16 protein-coding genes and 1 riboswitch are annotated in these 18,263 nt (G+C 36.6%); of the genes, 13 read left to right on the top strand and 3 right to left on the bottom strand.

Features of this window, described 5'->3' with window-relative positions; all coding sequences use genetic code 11:
• Positions 1-29: 29 nt before the first annotated feature.
• Positions 30-632, top strand: coding sequence for a WxL domain-containing protein (locus RV15_RS08135; protein ID WP_071877558.1), 603 nt, complete (start codon positions 30-32; stop codon positions 630-632).
• A gap of 83 nt (positions 633-715) precedes the next feature.
• The gene (locus tag RV15_RS08130; protein WP_071877557.1) at positions 716-1,756 is read left to right on the top strand and encodes a WxLIP family cell surface protein; all 1,041 of its coding nucleotides are present in this window, start codon (positions 716-718) and stop codon (positions 1,754-1,756) included.
• A gap of 78 nt (positions 1,757-1,834) precedes the next feature.
• Here the strand turns inward: RV15_RS08130 and RV15_RS08125 are convergent, their stop codons facing one another.
• Positions 1,835-2,671 (bottom strand): YusW family protein, encoded by an 837-nt coding sequence (locus RV15_RS08125; protein ID WP_071877556.1) that lies wholly within the window; start codon positions 2,669-2,671, stop codon positions 1,835-1,837.
• Between the two features lie 224 nt (positions 2,672-2,895).
• Between RV15_RS08125 and RV15_RS08120 the strand changes: the two genes are divergently transcribed.
• Entirely contained in the window at positions 2,896-3,288 is a 393-nt protein-coding gene (locus tag RV15_RS08120; protein WP_071877555.1) for a DUF4809 family protein, read from the top strand.
• Between the two features lie 128 nt (positions 3,289-3,416).
• Here RV15_RS08120 and RV15_RS08115 read toward each other — a convergent pair whose 3' ends face one another.
• A complete protein-coding gene (locus tag RV15_RS08115; RefSeq protein ID WP_071877554.1) occupies positions 3,417-3,914 on the bottom strand; it encodes a DUF4303 domain-containing protein in 498 nt (165 codons plus the stop codon).
• A 265-nt stretch (positions 3,915-4,179) separates the two neighbouring features.
• A riboswitch (M-box (ykoK) riboswitch) is annotated at positions 4,180-4,348 on the top strand.
• Between the two features lie 171 nt (positions 4,349-4,519).
• On the opposite strand from RV15_RS08115, the gene RV15_RS08110 reads away from it, so the two are divergent.
• The 7 genes from RV15_RS08110 to RV15_RS08080 all read left to right on the top strand — a co-directional run bounded on the left by RV15_RS08110 (position 4,520) and on the right by RV15_RS08080 (position 15,181).
• Positions 4,520-5,434 carry an LCP family protein gene (locus RV15_RS08110; protein ID WP_071877553.1) on the top strand — a complete coding sequence of 305 codons (915 nt, stop codon included), beginning with the start codon at positions 4,520-4,522 and terminating at the stop codon, positions 5,432-5,434.
• 156 nt (positions 5,435-5,590) lie between these two features.
• Positions 5,591-6,925, top strand: coding sequence for an FAD-dependent oxidoreductase (locus tag RV15_RS08105; RefSeq protein ID WP_071877552.1), 1,335 nt, complete (start codon positions 5,591-5,593; stop codon positions 6,923-6,925).
• Positions 6,915-8,387 carry an AcpB/EbpR/MafR family transcriptional regulator gene (locus RV15_RS08100; protein WP_071877551.1) on the top strand — a complete coding sequence of 491 codons (1,473 nt, stop codon included), beginning with the start codon at positions 6,915-6,917 and terminating at the stop codon, positions 8,385-8,387. The genes RV15_RS08105 and RV15_RS08100 overlap by 11 nt, the downstream gene beginning before the upstream one ends.
• A 193-nt stretch (positions 8,388-8,580) precedes the next feature.
• The gene (glpK, locus tag RV15_RS08095; RefSeq protein WP_071877550.1) at positions 8,581-10,089 is read left to right on the top strand and encodes a glycerol kinase GlpK; all 1,509 of its coding nucleotides are present in this window, start codon (positions 8,581-8,583) and stop codon (positions 10,087-10,089) included.
• Between the two features lie 18 nt (positions 10,090-10,107).
• A complete protein-coding gene (gene glpO, locus RV15_RS08090) occupies positions 10,108-11,943 on the top strand; it encodes a type 1 glycerol-3-phosphate oxidase (RefSeq protein WP_071877549.1) in 1,836 nt (611 codons plus the stop codon).
• Between the two features lies 1 nt (position 11,944).
• Positions 11,945-12,664 (top strand): MIP/aquaporin family protein, encoded by a 720-nt coding sequence (locus RV15_RS08085; protein WP_071877548.1) that lies wholly within the window; start codon positions 11,945-11,947, stop codon positions 12,662-12,664.
• 789 nt (positions 12,665-13,453) lie between these two features.
• Positions 13,454-15,181: a Na/Pi cotransporter family protein gene (locus RV15_RS08080; protein WP_071877547.1), complete on the top strand. Its 1,728-nt coding sequence runs from the start codon at positions 13,454-13,456 to the stop codon at positions 15,179-15,181.
• 35 nt (positions 15,182-15,216) lie between these two features.
• Here RV15_RS08080 and RV15_RS08075 read toward each other — a convergent pair whose 3' ends face one another.
• Positions 15,217-15,762 (bottom strand): shikimate kinase, encoded by a 546-nt coding sequence (locus RV15_RS08075; RefSeq protein WP_071877546.1) that lies wholly within the window; start codon positions 15,760-15,762, stop codon positions 15,217-15,219.
• 116 nt (positions 15,763-15,878) lie between these two features.
• Here RV15_RS08075 and RV15_RS08070 point away from each other — a divergent pair, with 116 nt between their 5' ends.
• The 3 genes from RV15_RS08070 (at position 15,879) to RV15_RS08060 (ending at position 18,190) form a co-directional block, all read left to right on the top strand.
• A complete protein-coding gene (locus RV15_RS08070; RefSeq protein WP_071877545.1) occupies positions 15,879-16,811 on the top strand; it encodes an alpha/beta fold hydrolase in 933 nt (310 codons plus the stop codon).
• 119 nt (positions 16,812-16,930) lie between these two features.
• The gene (locus tag RV15_RS08065; protein WP_071877544.1) at positions 16,931-17,470 is read left to right on the top strand and encodes a 5-formyltetrahydrofolate cyclo-ligase; all 540 of its coding nucleotides are present in this window, start codon (positions 16,931-16,933) and stop codon (positions 17,468-17,470) included.
• A 9-nt stretch (positions 17,471-17,479) separates the two neighbouring features.
• Positions 17,480-18,190: a rhomboid family intramembrane serine protease gene (locus RV15_RS08060; RefSeq protein WP_071877543.1), complete on the top strand. Its 711-nt coding sequence runs from the start codon at positions 17,480-17,482 to the stop codon at positions 18,188-18,190.
• Positions 18,191-18,263 lie beyond the last annotated feature (73 nt).

Raw genomic sequence — 18,263 nt, 5'->3', positions numbered from 1 at the left:
GCTTTATCAATAAAGAGAGGGTGTATAAAATGAAGAGTTCAACGTTATTTATCACTAGTTCCAAAGTTTTATTATTATCGGTTGTTTTTGGTACATTCTTTTTAGGACAGTCTGCTTCAGCTGCTGATATTAATAAGGCAACTGATTTAGATGTCACTTTTACGCCAGGTGCATTAACATTAGAAGCTGTTTCTACAATCAGCTATGCATCACAGACGATTTCAGTGAATGATGCCTCATACGTCCCAACAAATCCTGGTGCGATCAATGTTGTTGTTTCAGATGCTAGAGGAACAAATGCAGGGTGGAAACTTAGCGGGAAATTAAATGGGTTCAAAAATAGTTCCGCTGCCGCTTCTTTACCGAATGCTAGCTTGAACTTTAAAAATACACAAGCTGGAACAAATAGTGATGCGGACGCACCAACACCTGTTAACACCGTTAAGTTAACAAGTGGTGCCGAAACTGCGTCCCCATTTGCAACAGCTACCGCTGGTGCTGGAGCCGGAACGTGGACGTTTACTTGGCCAGATGCTGAAAATACAGGCGTGACACTAGATGTGCCAGCTGCAATGGCAACCCTTGGTAAACATACGTCTACGATCGACTGGACATTGGCGGATGCGCCATAGAATCAAAGTGTGATCTAAAGAGAGTGGATGAGTAGTACTTAATTCTGCTCTCTTTTTCTGATTAAATTAAAGGAGTGATTTATATGAAAGGTTGGTATAAATCAAAGCTTACTTATACATTATTTTCGATTGGACTTATTTTTTTATCATTTTTATTGACTATACAGATTGGTTTAGCGCAAGAAAAAAGTAATGAAACAAACAGTTTTTATGTACAAGCAGTGATTCCACAGAATCAAGTCGATATTAATAAATCTTATTTTGATTTAAAAATGTTGCCAGAAGAAGAACAAGAGCTACAAGTCAAATTAGTGAATCCAGAAGATGCACCGATCACAGTTTCAGTCAGTGCAATAAATGCAACAACAACGGAAGAAGGAATGATTGACTATACCTTAAAAGGAATTAAAGATAAAAGTTTAAAATATCCTTTTGAATCTCTGGTCAAAGTGCTAGAAACAACTATTTCTATACAGCCGTACGAAACAAAAATTGCACGTTTTCATTTGAAGATGCCAAAAGAAAAATATGATGGCGTTGTTGTCGGTGGATTACGTTTTACGAAAAACTTACCTGAAAGTGAAGTGAAAAATAAAGACGTGACCATTCAGCAACGATTTCATTATGTTGTCGGCGTCGTGTTGAATGAGACGGATACTACAATTTTGCCTGAGTATGAAATGAATTCAGTAAAGGTAGCGCAGTCTAAACAAGGGAAGAAAATTTCTGTGATCCATTCAATTCGTAATAAGAATGCTGCTATTTCAAAGAAGATGGCGCTAAAAATTATGATTCGAAAAAAAGGAGAGAAGACGCCTTTAATCAAGCTAGAAAAAGAATCGTTGGAAATGGCACCAGACTCAGTAATGGATTTTCCTGTACCAATCAAAAGACAACTACAACCAGGAAAATATATTAGTAAAACCCAAATCAGTCAAGATGGAAAGCGATGGGAATTTGAAAATGAGTTTGACATTACAAGAGAGCAAGCGAAGCTTATCAATGAAGAAAATAAAGCAGTTAAGGTAGAAAACAAGGTTCCTTTGTGGTTGATTTTAATAGTTATTTTATTAGCGTTACTAGTGCTGATACAAACGTATATTTTGTGGCGAAAGAGAAAATAAATTGAACAAACAATAGCCCTCATTTTCTAGACTAGAGAAAATGAGGGCTATATTTGTGATGATTGATGATTTTACTGCTTATTTTAGTTTGAATTTAACTTGTGTATTATCGTTAAATTGACCTTGGTATTGGAATTGTTTGTAGCTTGCACCACGGCCTAATTTGTTTAAAATGTGTGAAGTGATTGTTTTTTCGCTACCATTTTTTAAATCTAAGCCAGCGATGATGCCTTCAATTTTTGTTTCAGCAGCACTACCTTGTAATTGAACTTTGTTTGATTTGTCTTGGTATTGTGCTTTAACAGTACCATTAGAATTTACTTGATATTGTAATTGGATTTGTTGACCAGTCGTATATGTTACTTGGATTTCTAATTTTTTCAAATCAGATTTCTCAGCTGGAACCTCAATTTCAGGAACGTCAACTTCTGGTGTTTCAGTTTCAGGCACCTCAACTTCTGGTACATCAACTTCAGGAACGTCAATTTCAGGTGTTTCAGTTTCTGGTACATAGTAAGATTGTAAACCAAATTCTGCTTTTACATATCCTTTTGTAATTAAGATAACTTTAAGGTGTAAATCTTTTTGATACGTCATTTTTTGTAACAAGTTTACTGATTTGTAGTAGTTTCTACCGAAATCTCTTGCAATCACAGCTGCTTCTGATGAACTATAACCAGCTGCTTCCCATGTGCTTGCTTTAACTAATTCATTGTAAACTGATGATACATTTGAACTAGTTAATGATAAACCAGTGTACTCTAAGATATCTGCTTTATTAAATAAAGTGATTGTCTTATTGTAATTTGATTCTACCACCGTTGCTGCGTCTGCTGGGCTTGACACCACTGCCAAACTAGCGGAACATAAACTGATTGCTAAACCTGCAACCATCATACCTTTAAAAAGTTTCATAAAAAAATACCTCCTCTTTTTTACTACTGTTTTATAAATAGTAGCTTACTTATATTATTATCCAAACTAAATATAAAGTAAATATATATGAGTGATTTCTCATAATGTTTAAAATATATTAATAATTGGAAGCATTTATCTAAAGAAAATATATTTTTTATGAAGTCTGATTTTTGATATAATGGGATGAGACATGATGAAAGTATCAGAAAGGATCTGTACTAATGAAAAAAGCGACAATTACTAAAACAGTTAATTTATTAGATGGAGGCTGTAATGCTTGTGGAATTATTGAGGATGAAAATTATATGTTGATGATCGAGGATCAAATGATTCCGTTAGAAACATTGACTGTCAATTCTTTGATAACAGCGATTGTTTTAAAAAATGGCTATAAACGAGAATATGAGATGGATGTTATTGATGACTATACACTATACAAAAAAGAAAATTACCAAGTGACACTTAAAGAAGAATATGATTTTCTGACCTATTCAAATGATACAGCAAAAATAGAAACAAAAGATCAGATTATCGATGAAAATAAATTAGCAGAAAAAGTCAATGAACTTCTAGTGACTCTTTTTAAGATTGAAGAATTAGCTTTTAGTTTTTAGAAGATCAAAAGAACAGGTTAAGTTTAGGCTGTGAAACAAAAGTGAATTTTTGTTTCACAGCCACTGCTTTTTATAAACAAAACTGCCAGTTAATAGGAGGGAAAAACTCATAAAATTTATTTTTATGGTTAGTCTACTTGAAAATAGTCTGATGTAGATAGCTTTTCAAACCGTTCTTGTGAGTCAGAGCTGTTTTCGTTATGATCGTAAACAAATAACTTGAAGTCTTCTGTTTTCTTGATTCGTTCAAACGTTTCGCTATCAGTTAAGAGGACGATTTGTTGGCAAAGCCATTCAAGAACAGTCTCAATATCTTGATCGTCTTCCACCCAATCATCAAATAAATGAAGTGAAGCGATCCGTTGATCTTCATCCCAGTCACGAGCGTTATATTTCATGTCGTTTAGTTGGGATTCATTAGAGCCTTTATTTGTATAATAATTCGTTGTTTCTTGCCAAAGATCGACCGAGTTGATACAAAGGTTTATTTCTCCTTCTTCATGAATATTACAGTCTAATGCAAAGGCATAAAATGTTTCATCCGTTTGCTCCAATAGAAAGTTATCAATACTATCAGTCAAAAAATTGAAAAAAAATTCCTGTTGTTTTTCTAAAAAATTTTCCATGGGTGACCTCCAAGTGCTTTGTCTTTTAAACATTGAAACAGATAATGCGGTGAATGTCTATCTAAACATGATAATTGATCTAAAATAGATGTTTTAAGAAAGTATAAAGATTTGTTTAGGTTAAAAGTCTTGTTATTGTTTGAAGTAGCCACAGCAGTGCTAAATGTAGCGTCATTTTTGTTTAATAACATAGTTGGTCAAGCGAATCGTTTCGATAAAATTTAATTTGACTTTGTGATTCGATACGCTTATAGTTTAAAATGAATTAAATACTTGTTAGGTGAGGCTCCTATATAAACATAGGCTACTGCTCAGAAATGTCGAAAGACAGGTACGGGTAGGACAAAATTCGTCGAATTAAGGCGTTTTTCAAAGTAGCTAAAGGCAATGCTTTTTACGTTATATAGTGCTAAAACTCAACGAAGAGAAGATCAAGGTAAGTTGAAAATAAATGGCAGATGTCATAAATTTAACCCTGTAATCTAATCCCTTCGCTGAGTGTTCTTGGTGAGGGATTTTTCTTTTATCCAAGGAAACCTTGAAATTACCTAGTTTCAAGGGCTAGAGTAACCTACCCAACTTTTATGTGTAGAAAGGAATAAATAATGAAAAAATCTGTAAAAATAATGATTATTACCTTGTTAACGATTCTCCTGGTGGCTGTGAGTGTTGGCTGTTATGCGGCTATTTCATTTCAAACGGCCAAAGAAGAGAGTGAATCAAAACTTCCTAATAAGAATCAAAACTTTACTGGTGATGAACAAACGAGTGATAAAGAATTGACGGTCATGGTTGTAGGGAATGACTCTAGAGATGATGATGAAGATCAAGGGCGTTCAGATACGTTAATGGTTGCGCACTATGATGGGAAAACCAAACAGCCTAAATTGATTTCGATTATGAGAGACAGTTATGTCACATTTCCTGATGGCGGACTAGATAAAATAAACGCAGCCTACGCATATGGCGGCGCACAAATGACTAAAGATGTACTGAAAACGAATTTTGATTTACCAATCAATTATTATGTCGTGATGGATTTTAAAGAGTTCAGTGATATTATCGATGAACTTTATCCCAAAGGGGTCACGATCGATTCCGAAAAAGATATCAACTTAGATGGTGTGGATATTCTAAAAGGAAAACAAACTTTGCATGGTAACAGCCTATTGCAGTATGCTCGTTTTAGAATGGATGAAGAAGGCGATTTTGGTCGAATCAGACGGCAACAGCAAGTAATGGATGCTTTAGTTGAGCAGTCTAAAGATTTGATTCCAGTCTGGGAATTGCCTCAGGTTGCAGGGAAAATGGTTGGAAAAATCGATACAAATGTGCCAACCAGTTTATTGATTGATTTGGCGAAAGATTTCCTTTCTGGAAACGTGAAGCCATTAAAATCGTTATCTGTTCCGGTAGAAGGATCATGGAACTTTAATGATTACACAGAATCTGGAAGTGTCATCGAACTTGATGAACAACAGAATGCTGAAGCAATTCAGGATTTTATGAAAGATAATTAATAGTAGACTGATGATCTGCTTACTCATTTTATACTGAGTAGGTAGATCATTTTTTTGTAGACAGGTAAACAAATCAGCTTATTTCTATGCGATAAGAGCATGTGTATGCTATTCTTTAAGAAAACGGTTTACTTTGTTAGAAGGAAGGTTTTTACTATGAAAGTAGTGATTATTGGGGCTTCATTTGCTGGAGTATCAGCTGCTTTAGCGATCAGAAAAAAACATCCAAAAGCTGAAATTCAATTGATCGATAAACAGCGAACGATCGGTTATTTACCTGGCGGCATCAATCTTTATTTTAATGAAATGATCGATCCAATTGAAACGGCTCAATTTATTTCAGAACAAGAATTAGTAAACAATGAAATTTCGTTACTACTAAATGCTAAAGTCGTGAGTATGGATTCAAAACAGCATATCATTAAATACGAAAAAGACGGGTCTGATTTTTTTATGTCGTTTGATAAATTGATTTTAGCGACAGGTTCTAGTCAATGGTCTCAGCAAATTATCGGTAGTGATTCGGAGAAGGTTTTAAAATATAAGTTTTTACCAGGTGTACGGCAAGCAATCGAACAATTGGAAAACAGTGACAAAGTCGCCTTGATCGGTGGTGGTCAAATTGGTGGAGAAGCCGCTGACACATTGCTGAAAAAAGGCAAAGAAGTGCATCTTTTTGAACGCATGGATTATTTATTATTCAAGTATTTTGATGAGGAGATGATCCAGCCTGTACAAGCAGAGATGAGTGCTCGAGGTGTTGTCTTTCATTTTGATGAAACCGTGGAAAAAGTCATCGATATTGATGAAGGTCTTTTGATTAAAACAAAGAAGTCTGAATTATTCTGTGATAGTGCGATTTTTGCAATGAATGTGCGGCCAGATTTACGCTATTTAGACGAACATATTAAACGGCACACCGATCAAACCATTTTTGTGAATGATTATTTGCAAACGTCTCAAGCGGATATTTTTGCGATAGGTGATTGCATTCAAGTGCCTTATAGTTTATCTGAGGAATCGTTTTATATCCCTTTGGTGAATAACGCGGTCAGAACAGGATTGGTTGTGGCTCAAAATCTTATTGAACTCACCACCCCATTTGTGGGTTCAATACGTACGATTGGTACGAAACTTGTTGATCATTATGTGGCAAGCACAGGACTGACGGAAGCCGAGGGAGCATTTTATGAACAATCAATTTCCATTGCTCATGTTCAGCAAAAAAGTTCCTTATTTTCTGGAAGCGAAACAATTTTTGGTAAAATTATTTTTGAAAAAGAGAGCCATAAACTTTTAGGGGCACAATTAGTCTCAAAAGCGGATATCCTGGAAAAAATCAACACATTAGCACTTGGGATTCAAATGGGGCAAACGCTAGAAACGTTTTATCAGAAAGATTTTTTATATCATCCATATTATTCCAACGTGATCGATATCACGAACCAGTTAGGTTTTGAAGGTTTGTGGAGTGAAACAGATGAAAATTGAAGCGTTATTAGATAGAAAGGAAGCTAGAGAAGTTGGCATTTTGAAAAAGGTGATTTTAGCTGGCGGTCGGATCAAGGATGTTGAGTTATTGGACTATTTAGGGGTATCAAAAGCTTCTTTTGAAAGTGATTTAAAGGAGTTAGGTTATTACTTGAAACCGTATGAGCAAGACTGTTCGCTGTTTTATGATGGACAATGGGTAGCAATCCATATGTCCGATCAATTTTCGGTTAGTAAAGTTGTAGATGATTATGTAAGAGCATCGATCAAGTTTCAGTTGATTGATTATTTATTTCATTATCGGGAATTTACGATTGCTCAGCTGACAACCAAATTTATGATCAGTGAGTCGTCGTTATTTCGAAAAATCAAAGAGTTGAATTTGCTATTGAAAGAGTTTGATCTTAAAATTCGCAATGGGCAACTAAAAGGTGAAGAATTACAAATTCGTTATTTTTATTTTCAAATTTATTGGTTTTTGACGCCTTATGAAGTACATCGGGGAAAAACACTGACCGTTCAAAATTCTCGAATCATTGAAGCGCTAGAAAAAGCATTGTCTCTTTCTTTTGAGGAACATGGAAAATTGAAGATTAGTTTATGGCTGACGATTAGTAAAAAAAGAATCGTAGTGCAACCGAAACAATTTAAAGAATTATACAGTAAAAGTCAGGTATACGAACAAGATCCTTTTTTTAAAACATTACGCTCTTTTGTTTTGCGTTTTTTTAGCCGTTATCCGATTGAAATCGATGAAGAAGAGAGTTTGCTGCACTTTATTTTTTTAACAAGTATGTCCGTTTTAGCTGAGTCAGATTTTGCTGATTATAGTTTGATTCGAGGCAGGCGCACACCGACATCCTTAGCCGATACGTTCGTTCTGGAGCATGTGATTTTATATTATCGTCCGCAAAAATTTTTCCCGGAGCTGGAGAAAAAGATCTTCTATTATTTTTCCCAAATTCATAGTCGGCTGTATTTTTTCAAAGGTGAGTTAGAATTGTTTGATCGTGAGAATATTTGGCAAAAGGAACAGAACCTTTCCGGTCATCAGTTGGCTGATTTTTCTCGTGTTCTGTTGGATAAAAGTTTAGAATGCTTTGATGAGTACTATGAACAAGGCAATAGCTTGCATGAATGGTCATTGGTGAAATATCTTAGTGTACTGGCAATTATTGATTTTGAAATCGTTGGTGAGACACGTATTGGCATTGATTTAAAGATGGATCACTTATACAAAGAGGTGATGACTCAGGTGTTAGTTTTGAGTTTGAAAAATTTAAATGGCTTAAAGATCGAACCGTTTGATTCTAAAAAAAAGTATGATTTGATGATCACAAATGTTATGAAGCCGAATGTTTATCGTTCTGTAAAAGAGGTTTATGTGTTATCAGAACTGGGCTCAACTTATGATATCAATCAAATCAGAATGAAAATTCGAGCGTTGCATAATAAAAGATGAATTGAATAGAAAGGCCAAAAATAAAAAGAGTTGCTCTTTTATTTTTGGCTTTTTTATTGATATGACTAGGGATTTGATAAAAACTTTCATTTATTTTTGAAATAAAAAAAAAGATGACGTTTTTATGAAACGATTTCCGATTATTATAAGTATATAAAATATAAAGCGTTTTCAAGAGAGGGAGAAAAATCTAATGACAGAACAAAAATACATTATGGCGATCGACCAAGGAACAACGAGCTCAAGAGCAATTATTTTTGATAAAAAAGGGAATAATATTGGTAGTTCTCAAAAAGAATTTACTCAAATTTTTCCTAAAGCAGGTTGGGTAGAGCATAATGCTAATGAAATTTGGAATTCTGTTCAATCCGTTATTGCAGGTGCTTTGATTGAGTCAGGCGTTAAACCTTCTGATATCGTAGGAATCGGTATTACTAACCAGCGCGAGACAACTGTTGTATGGGATAAGCAAACAGGGCTACCGATTTATAATGCAATTGTATGGCAGTCTCGTCAGTCTTCACCAATTGCTGATCAACTAAAAGAAGAGGGTCATGGTGACATGATCCATGAAAAAACAGGTTTGATTGTAGATGCTTATTTTTCAGCAACAAAAATTCGCTGGATCTTAGATCATGTTGAAGGGGCGCAAGAACGAGCTGAAAAAGGAGAGCTATTATTTGGGACGATTGATTCTTGGTTAGTGTGGAAATTAACAGGTGGAGAAACCCATGTAACAGATTATTCCAATGCCAGTCGCACAATGTTATTCAATATTCATGATCTAGATTGGGATCAAGATATTTTAGATATTTTAAACATTCCTCGTGTAATGCTGCCAAAGGCCACATCAAATTCTGAAGTTTATGGACTGACGAAAAACTATCATTTCTATGGAAGCGAAATTCCCATCTCAGGTATGGCAGGTGACCAACAAGCAGCGCTGTTTGGGCAAATGGCTTTTGAACCAGGAATGGTTAAAAACACGTATGGGACTGGTTCATTTATCGTGATGAATACAGGTGAAAAGCCACAGCTTTCTGATAATAATCTATTAACAACGATTGGTTATGGGATCAATGGTAAAGTCTATTATGCTTTGGAAGGAAGTATTTTCGTTGCTGGTTCAGCAGTTCAATGGCTACGTGATGGTTTGAAGATGATTCAAACAGCTGCAGAATCAGAAGCTGTAGCAAATGAATCACACAACAAAAACGAAGTCTATGTCGTACCTGCTTTTACAGGTCTGGGCGCACCTTATTGGGACTCAGATGCAAGAGGTGCTGTGTTTGGTTTAACGAGAGGAACAACGAGAGAAGATTTTGTAAAAGCAACATTGCAATCAGTTGCTTACCAAGTGCGGGACATCATTGATACGATGCAAAAAGATACGGGGATCGCTATTCCCATCTTAAAAGTAGATGGAGGCGCCGCTAATAATGATTTGTTGATGCAATTCCAAGCAGATATTTTAAATACATCTGTTCAAAAAGCGCAAAACTTGGAAACAACAGCCTTAGGTGCAGCCTTTTTAGCAGGTTTAGCAGTTGGTTTTTGGAAAGATTTAGATGAACTGAAAGAATTTTACGAAGATGGGCAAGTGTTTGAAGCAAAAATGTCCGATGAAGAACGTGATGATTTATATGAGGGCTGGCAACAAGCGGTCGCTGCCACACAAATGTTCAAACATAAATCAAAATAAAGGGAAGAAGTGAGTAGTATGTCATTTTCAATCAAAACAAGACAAACATCTATTGAAAAGATGAAGTCTGAAGAATTAGATTTATTAATCATTGGTGGCGGTATTACAGGTGCTGGGGTTGCCTTACAAGCAAGTGCTGCTGGTATAAAAACAGGGTTGATCGAAATGCAGGACTTTGCAGAAGGGACTTCTTCTCGTTCGACTAAATTGGTCCATGGTGGAATTCGTTATTTGAAAAATTTTGATGTGGAAGTTGTTGCGGATACTGTCCAAGAGCGTGCAGTGGTTCAAGCCATTGCGCCTCACATTCCCAAACCTGATCCAATGCTTTTACCCATTTATGATGAGCCGAAAGCGACATTTAACATGTTTTCGGTCAAAGTGGCAATGGATCTTTACGACCGCTTAGCAAATGTGATCGGCACAAAATATGAGAATTATACGCTGACAAAAGAAGAAGTGTTAGAAAGAGAACCACAATTAAAAAGTGAAGGCTTACAAGGTGGCGGTGTTTATCTAGACTTTAGAAATAATGATGCTCGGCTTGTAATCGAAAATATCAAACGAGCGGCTTTCGACGGTGGCTTGATGGTTAGTAAAGTTAAAGCTGTAGGCTTCATTCAAAACGATCAAGGCAAAATCATTGGTGTAAAAGCAGAAGATTTACTGACAGGTGAACAATTTGAAATCAAAGCTAAAGTTGTCATCAATACAACGGGGCCTTGGTCTGATAAAGTTCGTGGGTTGGATATGAAAGAAAAGCTAGTGCCACAAATGCGTCCGACAAAAGGTGTTCATCTTGTCGTAGACAGCAGCAAATTGTATGTACCTCAACCAACTTATTTTGATACAGGTAAACATGATGGACGAATGGTTTTCGTTGTTCCTAGAGAAAAGAAAACTTATTTTGGCACAACAGACACGGATTATACGGGGGATTATGAACATCCTACTGTTACCCAAGAAGATGTCGATTACTTGCTAGAAATCGTCAATAGTCATTACCCTAAAGCTAATGTGACGATTGACGATATCGAAGCAAGCTGGGCTGGACTTAGACCATTGATTTCAGAAAATGGCGGATCAGATTATAATGGTGGAAACAATGGTAAAGTCTCTGATGAAAGTTTTGATCAAGTGATCGACATCGTTGATAAATACCGGAATCAAAAAGCGACCCGTTTTGATGTCGAAAATGTCTTGAATCACTTAGAAGATTCATTGGCTGAAAGCAAAGAAAATCCTTCAGCAGTTTCTCGTGGTAGTTTGTTAGAACGCTCAGAAGATGGTTTGTTGACACTATCAGGTGGGAAAATTACAGATTATCGTAAGATGGCCGAAGGTGCATTGAAAGAAATTCAACGTATTTTGAAAGAAGAATTTAATTGTGGGTTTGAGTTGATTGATTCTAAAACATATCCTGTTTCAGGTGGAAATCTTGATGCAGCAAATGTAGAAGCTGAATTAAATAATCTTGCAAAATTGGGTGTTGAAAAAGGCTTGAGTCAAGAAGAGGCTGAGTATCTTGCTCACTTATACGGGGCAAATGTGACGGAACTTTTTGAGAAAATCACGACAACTGAACCAATAGCTGGTTTAAGTTTAGCTGAAACTTTAGCATTGCATTACGCTTTAGAAAATGAAATGGTACTGACACCAGCAGATTATCTTGTGCGTAGAACAAATCACTTGCTCTTTATGAGAGACACGCTAGATGAAGTGAAGCAAGGTGTAATTTCTGAAATGAGTCATTATTATGATTGGTCCAACGAACAAAAAGAACGCTATACAAACGAGCTAAATCAATTAATTGCAGAATCTGACTTGAGTACATTGAAAGAAGGGACGAAGTAAAATGGATACTTCAAATATGACACAGATTTTCAGTGAGTTTTTAGGGACAATGATTTTGATTCTTTTAGGAGATGGCGTATGTGCGGCAGTTAATTTAAAGAAAAGTAAAGCGGAAGCTTCTGGTTGGATCGTAATTGCTTTTGGTTGGGCGATGGCTGTAACGATTGCAGTTTATGTTGCAGGATATATGGGACCTGCACACTTGAACCCGGCAGTGACGATTGCGATGGCCATGACAGGAAGTTTTGAATGGAGTTTAGTTGTACCGTTTATTGTAGCACAAGTGCTTGGAGCAATCGTTGGGGCGGTTTTAGTATGGTTGGCCTATCTACCTCATTGGCAAGCGACTGAAGATCAAGGTGCGATCTTAGGCACATTTGCGACAGGACCTGCAATTCGTAATTATCCAGCAAATATGGTGACAGAAGTGATTGGTACCTTTGTTTTAGTTCTAGGCTTACTTTCATTTTCACAACACAGTTTTACAGATGGATTGAATCCATTAGTTGTTGGAGCGTTGATTTTATCGATTGGTTTGTCCTTAGGTGGACCTACGGGCTATGCAATCAATCCAGCCCGTGATTTTGGTCCTCGTGTAGCACATCAATTATTACCGATTTCAACAAAAGGGGACTCTGATTGGAGCTATTCATGGGTTCCAATCGTTGGACCAGTGATTGGAGCTGCGGTTGCTTCCGGTGTTTATATGTTAATGGTTTGATTCTTATCGTAAGTTTAGGCGTTGAAAGTAGTCACTTTCAACGTCTTTTTTTGGTATTTTATGATGAGTTGATTAAGACTTAACTAATTTTCTTATAAAAAAAATACATATTTTATTTACAAGAGGGGGGTTTTTCTGTACTCTTAAATGGGGTTGATGTGGTAAAGCACATCACAGTCGATTTTTTCAGCCAAGGCTAAACGGCTCATTCAGCTTTTGCTTTGAAACACAGTGAAAGAAATGAACTGATGTTGAAAAGTACAAGGTGAAGCGGAACGGAACGTTGTTAGCATATCTAGCTTCGCAGGCTAGCCTTTCGGAAAAAAGATAAAAATAGAATGTGATAAAAAGCATCACAATCGATTTTTCCTATTTTTCAGTCAAGGCTAAACGAGCCCGCTACGCTTTTAAATCTATCTAGCTTCATGAGCCATCATCTCGGAAAAAAGATAAAACCTGAATGTGACAAAGAGCATCACAGTCATGTTTTCCTATTTTTCGTCGATGCTAAACGGCTCATTCAGCTTTTACCATATCTAGCTTCATGGGCTAGGTCCTCGGAAAAAAGATAAAACCTGAATGTGACAAAGAGCATCACAGTCATGTTTTCCTATTTTTCGTCGATGCTAAACGGCTCATTCAGCTTTTACCATATCTAGCTTCATGGGCTAGGTCCTCGGAAAAAAGATAAAACCTGAATGTGACAAAGAGCATCACGGTCATGTTTTCCTATTTTTCTGTCGGAGCTAAATGAGCCCACTACGCTTTTAAAATAAAGGAGGAACAGGTGTGTCCTATCAAGAAATATTATTTCCTTTTCTCGGCGGTTTAGGGATTTTTCTATTTGGTATGAAGTATATGGGGGATGGTCTGCAGAAGTCTGCAGGGGATTCGTTACGGGAGATTTTGAATACCTTTACATCTACACCACTGAGATCTGTATTAGCAGGATTGATTGTTACGGCCATTATTCAAAGTAGCTCGGGAACGACTGTTTTGACAGTGGGACTGGTCAGTGTTGGATTTATGTCTTTACGCCAGGCAATTGGGGTGATTATGGGAGCGAATGTTGGAACGACAGTAACAGCTTTTATCATCGGGTTTAATTTAAGTTCGTATTCGTTGCCGATTATTGGTGTAGGTTCGATTTTGCTATTCTTTTCAAAAAGAGAACGTGTCAATAATGTAGGTCAAATTTTGTTTGGCTTTGGTTGCTTATTTTATGGACTAAAGTTAATGGGTGAAGGGATGGCACCGTTGAGCACGTTGCCTCAGTTTGCGGATCTAATGGTGGATGTTTCTCATCATCCTATTCTCGGCGTAGGGATTGGCAGCTTGCTTACGATGGTCTTGCAAAGTTCTAGTGCAACGATCGGAATTTTGCAGCAGTTGTATAGTCAAGGCAGTTTAGCAATTGAATCAGTCCTGCCAATTTTGTTTGGAGACAATATTGGTACAACAATCACTGCTGTGATTGCAGCGTTAGGCGTCAGTGTTGCTGCCAAGCGGACTGCGGCTTCTCACGTAATCTTTAATCTAGTTGGAGCTATTATTTTTACAACGTTGCTGACGCCCTTTACAGCGGTCGTCGTACGTCTGTCCAGTTTGTTGGATTTAAAACCTGCAATGCAGATTGCTGTTGCTCATGGTTTATTCAATATTTCTAATTTATTGATCCAGTTTTGGTTTATCGGCAAAATCGAATGGCTTGTCCGGAAAATTATCCCTGGCAAAGATAAAAGCATTGATTTTAAACCATCAAATTTAAATGAATCAATCATTCAAAGCTCAGCTACATTAGCTTTGAATCAGGCAAAAATCGAATTATTGCAAATGGGTGAATATGTTTTGGGTGCTTTCGAAGCAACGAAATCCTATTATGAGAAACAAGACAATATCGACAAGGAAAATGCCAGCCAGTATGAGACGGCGATCAATGATACGGATAATCGTTTGACTGAATATTTGGTACAACTTTCAGCAACAGAATTGACGATTTCTGAAAGTCATGAACAAACGATGATGTTAGAGTTAACCAAGGATTTAGAACGAATTGGCGATCACTGTCGTAATATTATTCAAAACCTTAATGAAGCGATCCATCTCGAAAAGAAACAAAAAGCTAAAGAGAAAAAAGCTGGTAAAGTTTCTGATCGTGATACACTGATTTTATATGATGAAGATGTGGTAGACTTATTTGAAAAAGTTTTAAAAAATATTCGTGATTCTTTGATCGTTTTTGAAAATGATGACAAAGAAATGGCTGCTCATATGCTGAGTCGGGAAGAACAAATCGATCAAATGGTCAAACTACTTCGCAAAAAGTATATTTCTATCATGAATAGTGGTAAAGGACGAGCCGCTGATGGCGTGTTGTTTATTGATACAGCATCTAATTTGGAACGTATGAGTGATCGCACGATCCATATGGCTAAGTATGTCTTGGGTGAACGCTATGGAACAGAAGAAATTGCAGTCGATCAATCAATAAATCCAGTGATAACCTTGCAACCGTAGGAATAAAAAGAACCCTTTATGACATGTTTTAATTGTCATAAAGGGTTCTTTTCTAGCTTTTGTTTGATCAACTGATATGAAATATCCAATGGCTGACTGCTATCGAGTTTTAAAACAGGACTTTTGGAATGGGCTATTTGATAGCTATGTTCGGCAAATGTTCCAATATCAGAAGGATCTTTAGCAGTGTAATACGTTTTACACCAATCTAAGAAGTCATTCGTTTGATTGCCTTGTGGATCTAACCATACAGAAGTGGCACCTGCTCTAGTTATTTCTCTTTTGATTAGGCGTTGAAAGCGTTGCTCGTCATCTATCGTGAGAAAGACCAACAAATCTCGATCCGTAAAACCAGTAGGATTCCACGAAAATACTGATCCAGAAACAACAAAATGGTCAAATTTTTCGCGATCATCATGATACAGTTTTAAACGTTGCTCGATTGGATAATTTTCTGAAAAAGTCTTGTCTTTCCAAAGATAGTCATCAGTATCGATCCATTTAATGTGTTTTTTTTCAGCAATATAGTTTCCTAGAGTACTTTTTCCAGTACCAGAGGCACCAATAAGTTGCAGTTTCATCTTTGCTGTCCTCCTGTTCCAAAAAGAAATAATCTTAAAAGAAAATGCACATTTGACTATTTCATTTACTAAGAATACTTTATAATAAATACTATCAATTGAGAAGAGGGAAGCATATGAAACATAATACTTTTTTGTCATCCGATCAACGAACCACAAGTCATTTTATCTGCTGGGAGCCTGAGAAAGAGGCAATCGGAACGGTTCAAATCATACATGGGATGGCAGAATATATTGAGCGTTATCATGATTTTGCTAAGTATTTAAATAATTTAGGCTTTATTGTGGTCGGTCATGATCATTTAGGGCACGGGGAATCTGTAGCAAACGATCAACCAAAACATGGGTATTTTGGTCAAGGAGAGCCAGTGACTTTTGTATTGGAGGATATCCATCAGATCAAAGAATGGATCGAAAATAATTATCCTGGTTTACCAAATTTTATGTTAGGGCACAGTATGGGCTCGTTTGCTTTACGTAACTATTTACAAGTATATAAATCTGACCTTAGTGGTGCTATTTTTATGGGCACTGGTAAAAGTGCGGCGATGTTGCCTTTAGCTCTTTCTCTAACAAAAGGATTGAATTTAACGGCGCCAGAAAAGCAAAATAAATGGCTGGATCAAATGGCCTTTGGTTCTTTTAGTAAGCAATTTCCAGAAGCAGGAAGTTTTAATTGGTTGAGTAAAAATCAAGAAAATGTCAGATGTTATGAAGAGGATCCTTTAACGGGTTTCACTTTTACAAACAATGGCTTTTATACGTTGTTCCGTTTGGTCGACGGAGCAAATCGTAATGGTTGGGCGCAGAATATCGATCAAGACTTACCGATTTTAGTGATCAGTGGTGAACAAGATCCAGTAGGGGATTTTGGTAAAGGGCCTAGAAAAGTTGCAAAGGAACTAGATGAGGCAGGCATTAGAGACGTGTTGCTTGTTTTATTTACCGATTTGCGTCATGAGATTTTGCTGGAAGAAGAAAAAAATGAGGTCTATAAAGCGATTGGTCATTGGTTGCAAAAAAAACTAGATCTTGATGTCAAAGACTAGAAATCTGTTTGCTATTTAATGGGTTTTTCTATAAACTACAGAGTAAGGTTAAAAAGTTCAAGGAGTAAAAAATTAAAGTAATGTATTGTGGGGAATTTTTCTGAACAGGAGGGTTGATTGTGGAAAAAATACGATTAAGAAAACTGGGATTGTCAAATTTAAATTGGCTTCAAAAACATCCAGAATTAAAAGTGCAAAAGGAACAGGAAATCAGTCAAGCACTGTTTAACGATCCGTGTTGGAAAAATGCGGAAACGGTCGCAATCACTAAACCACTTGCTTTTGAATTTGATACACATATTTTACTTAATAGAGGTTGGCAAGAAGGAAAACAAATGTTGATGCCGATCACTGGTAAGAATCGAGTGTTGACATTTCACATCGTAACACCTGAAACTATTTTTGAAAAAACTAGATTTGGTGTGGAAGAACCGCAAGATGCATCTGTCGTTTCTGATAAAACGATCGATTTAATCGTTGTGCCTGGGATCGTCTTTACACATGAGGGGTTTCGGATTGGGTTTGGTGGCGGATTTTATGATCGTTTTCTAAAACACTATCAAGGAGAAACATGTAGTTTGGTATTCAGTGAACAGATTCAAGAAAATTGGCAGGTAGAATCTTTTGATATGCCTGTAAAACGATTATTTATCAGCTAGGAGGAACACATGAATTATCAAACACAGATGAAAATAAAAAGAATATTAAAACAACCGCTAATAACTTATCTGTTACTGGGAATCACGACGCTTGTTTTTCTAGGGATGGAACTGACAGGTGGGTCCGAAAACGGTCAAGTTTTGGTTAACTGGGGAGCAATGTCCCGAGGTGAGATTCTTTATTTACATGAATATTGGCGCTTTTTTACTCCGATGTTTTTACATATCGGCTGGCTACATTTTGTGGTAAATATGGTGACGTTGTATTATGTGGGCTCACAAGTAGAAAGTATTTATGGTCATGGGCGTTATCTTTTGATTTATTTACTGAGTGGTGTGGCTGGAAACATTGTTAGCTTTACTTTTGGTTCGCCAAATAGTATTTCGGCAGGCGCGAGTACGTCATTGTTTGGATTATTTGGCGCGTTTATTATTCTTGGCCGTCATTTTAGAAATAATCCGGCGATTTCATTTATGGTTCAACGTTACGCGACATTTATTGGAATCAACTTGGTTTTTAACTTGTTTAGCAGTTCTGTAGATATCATGGGACATATTGGTGGATTGATTGGTGGGCTTTTAGTTGCCTCTGCATTGGCTGTACCAGATCGTTCTGATGAGTTCAATATTCATGAACGGATCATTTCTGGAATCATTTTCGTATTTTTGTTAGGTGTTTGTCTAGTCTTGGGTTTTAAAAAATTCGGTTTACTTGTATAATAAGGAAGTGAGTGAAGCAATGCTTCACTCACTCTAATCTGGATAAACGGTGAGAAAAATGCAACTCCTTTGG

Source organism: Enterococcus silesiacus (assembly GCF_001886225.1).
Classification (GTDB): domain Bacteria; phylum Bacillota; class Bacilli; order Lactobacillales; family Enterococcaceae; genus Enterococcus_L; species Enterococcus_L silesiacus.
This window is presented reverse-complemented; position numbering and strand designations above follow the sequence as displayed.

Coding starts and splice junctions, on each gene's coding strand:
- RV15_RS08120 (WP_071877555.1), top strand. CDS start 2,896: ATGAAAAAAGCGACAATTACTAAAACAGTTAATTTATTAGATGGAGGC.
- RV15_RS08135 (WP_071877558.1), top strand. CDS start 30: ATGAAGAGTTCAACGTTATTTATCACTAGTTCCAAAGTTTTATTATTA.
- RV15_RS08105 (WP_071877552.1), top strand. CDS start 5,591: ATGAAAGTAGTGATTATTGGGGCTTCATTTGCTGGAGTATCAGCTGCT.
- RV15_RS08110 (WP_071877553.1), top strand. CDS start 4,520: ATGAAAAAATCTGTAAAAATAATGATTATTACCTTGTTAACGATTCTC.
- glpK (WP_071877550.1), top strand. CDS start 8,581: ATGACAGAACAAAAATACATTATGGCGATCGACCAAGGAACAACGAGC.
- RV15_RS08070 (WP_071877545.1), top strand. CDS start 15,879: ATGAAACATAATACTTTTTTGTCATCCGATCAACGAACCACAAGTCAT.
- RV15_RS08115 (WP_071877554.1), bottom strand. CDS start 3,914: ATGGAAAATTTTTTAGAAAAACAACAGGAATTTTTTTTCAATTTTTTG.
- RV15_RS08100 (WP_071877551.1), top strand. CDS start 6,915: ATGAAAATTGAAGCGTTATTAGATAGAAAGGAAGCTAGAGAAGTTGGC.
- glpO (WP_071877549.1), top strand. CDS start 10,108: ATGTCATTTTCAATCAAAACAAGACAAACATCTATTGAAAAGATGAAG.
- RV15_RS08075 (WP_071877546.1), bottom strand. CDS start 15,762: ATGAAACTGCAACTTATTGGTGCCTCTGGTACTGGAAAAAGTACTCTA.
- RV15_RS08125 (WP_071877556.1), bottom strand. CDS start 2,671: ATGAAACTTTTTAAAGGTATGATGGTTGCAGGTTTAGCAATCAGTTTA.
- RV15_RS08085 (WP_071877548.1), top strand. CDS start 11,945: ATGGATACTTCAAATATGACACAGATTTTCAGTGAGTTTTTAGGGACA.
- RV15_RS08130 (WP_071877557.1), top strand. CDS start 716: ATGAAAGGTTGGTATAAATCAAAGCTTACTTATACATTATTTTCGATT.
- RV15_RS08060 (WP_071877543.1), top strand. CDS start 17,480: ATGAATTATCAAACACAGATGAAAATAAAAAGAATATTAAAACAACCG.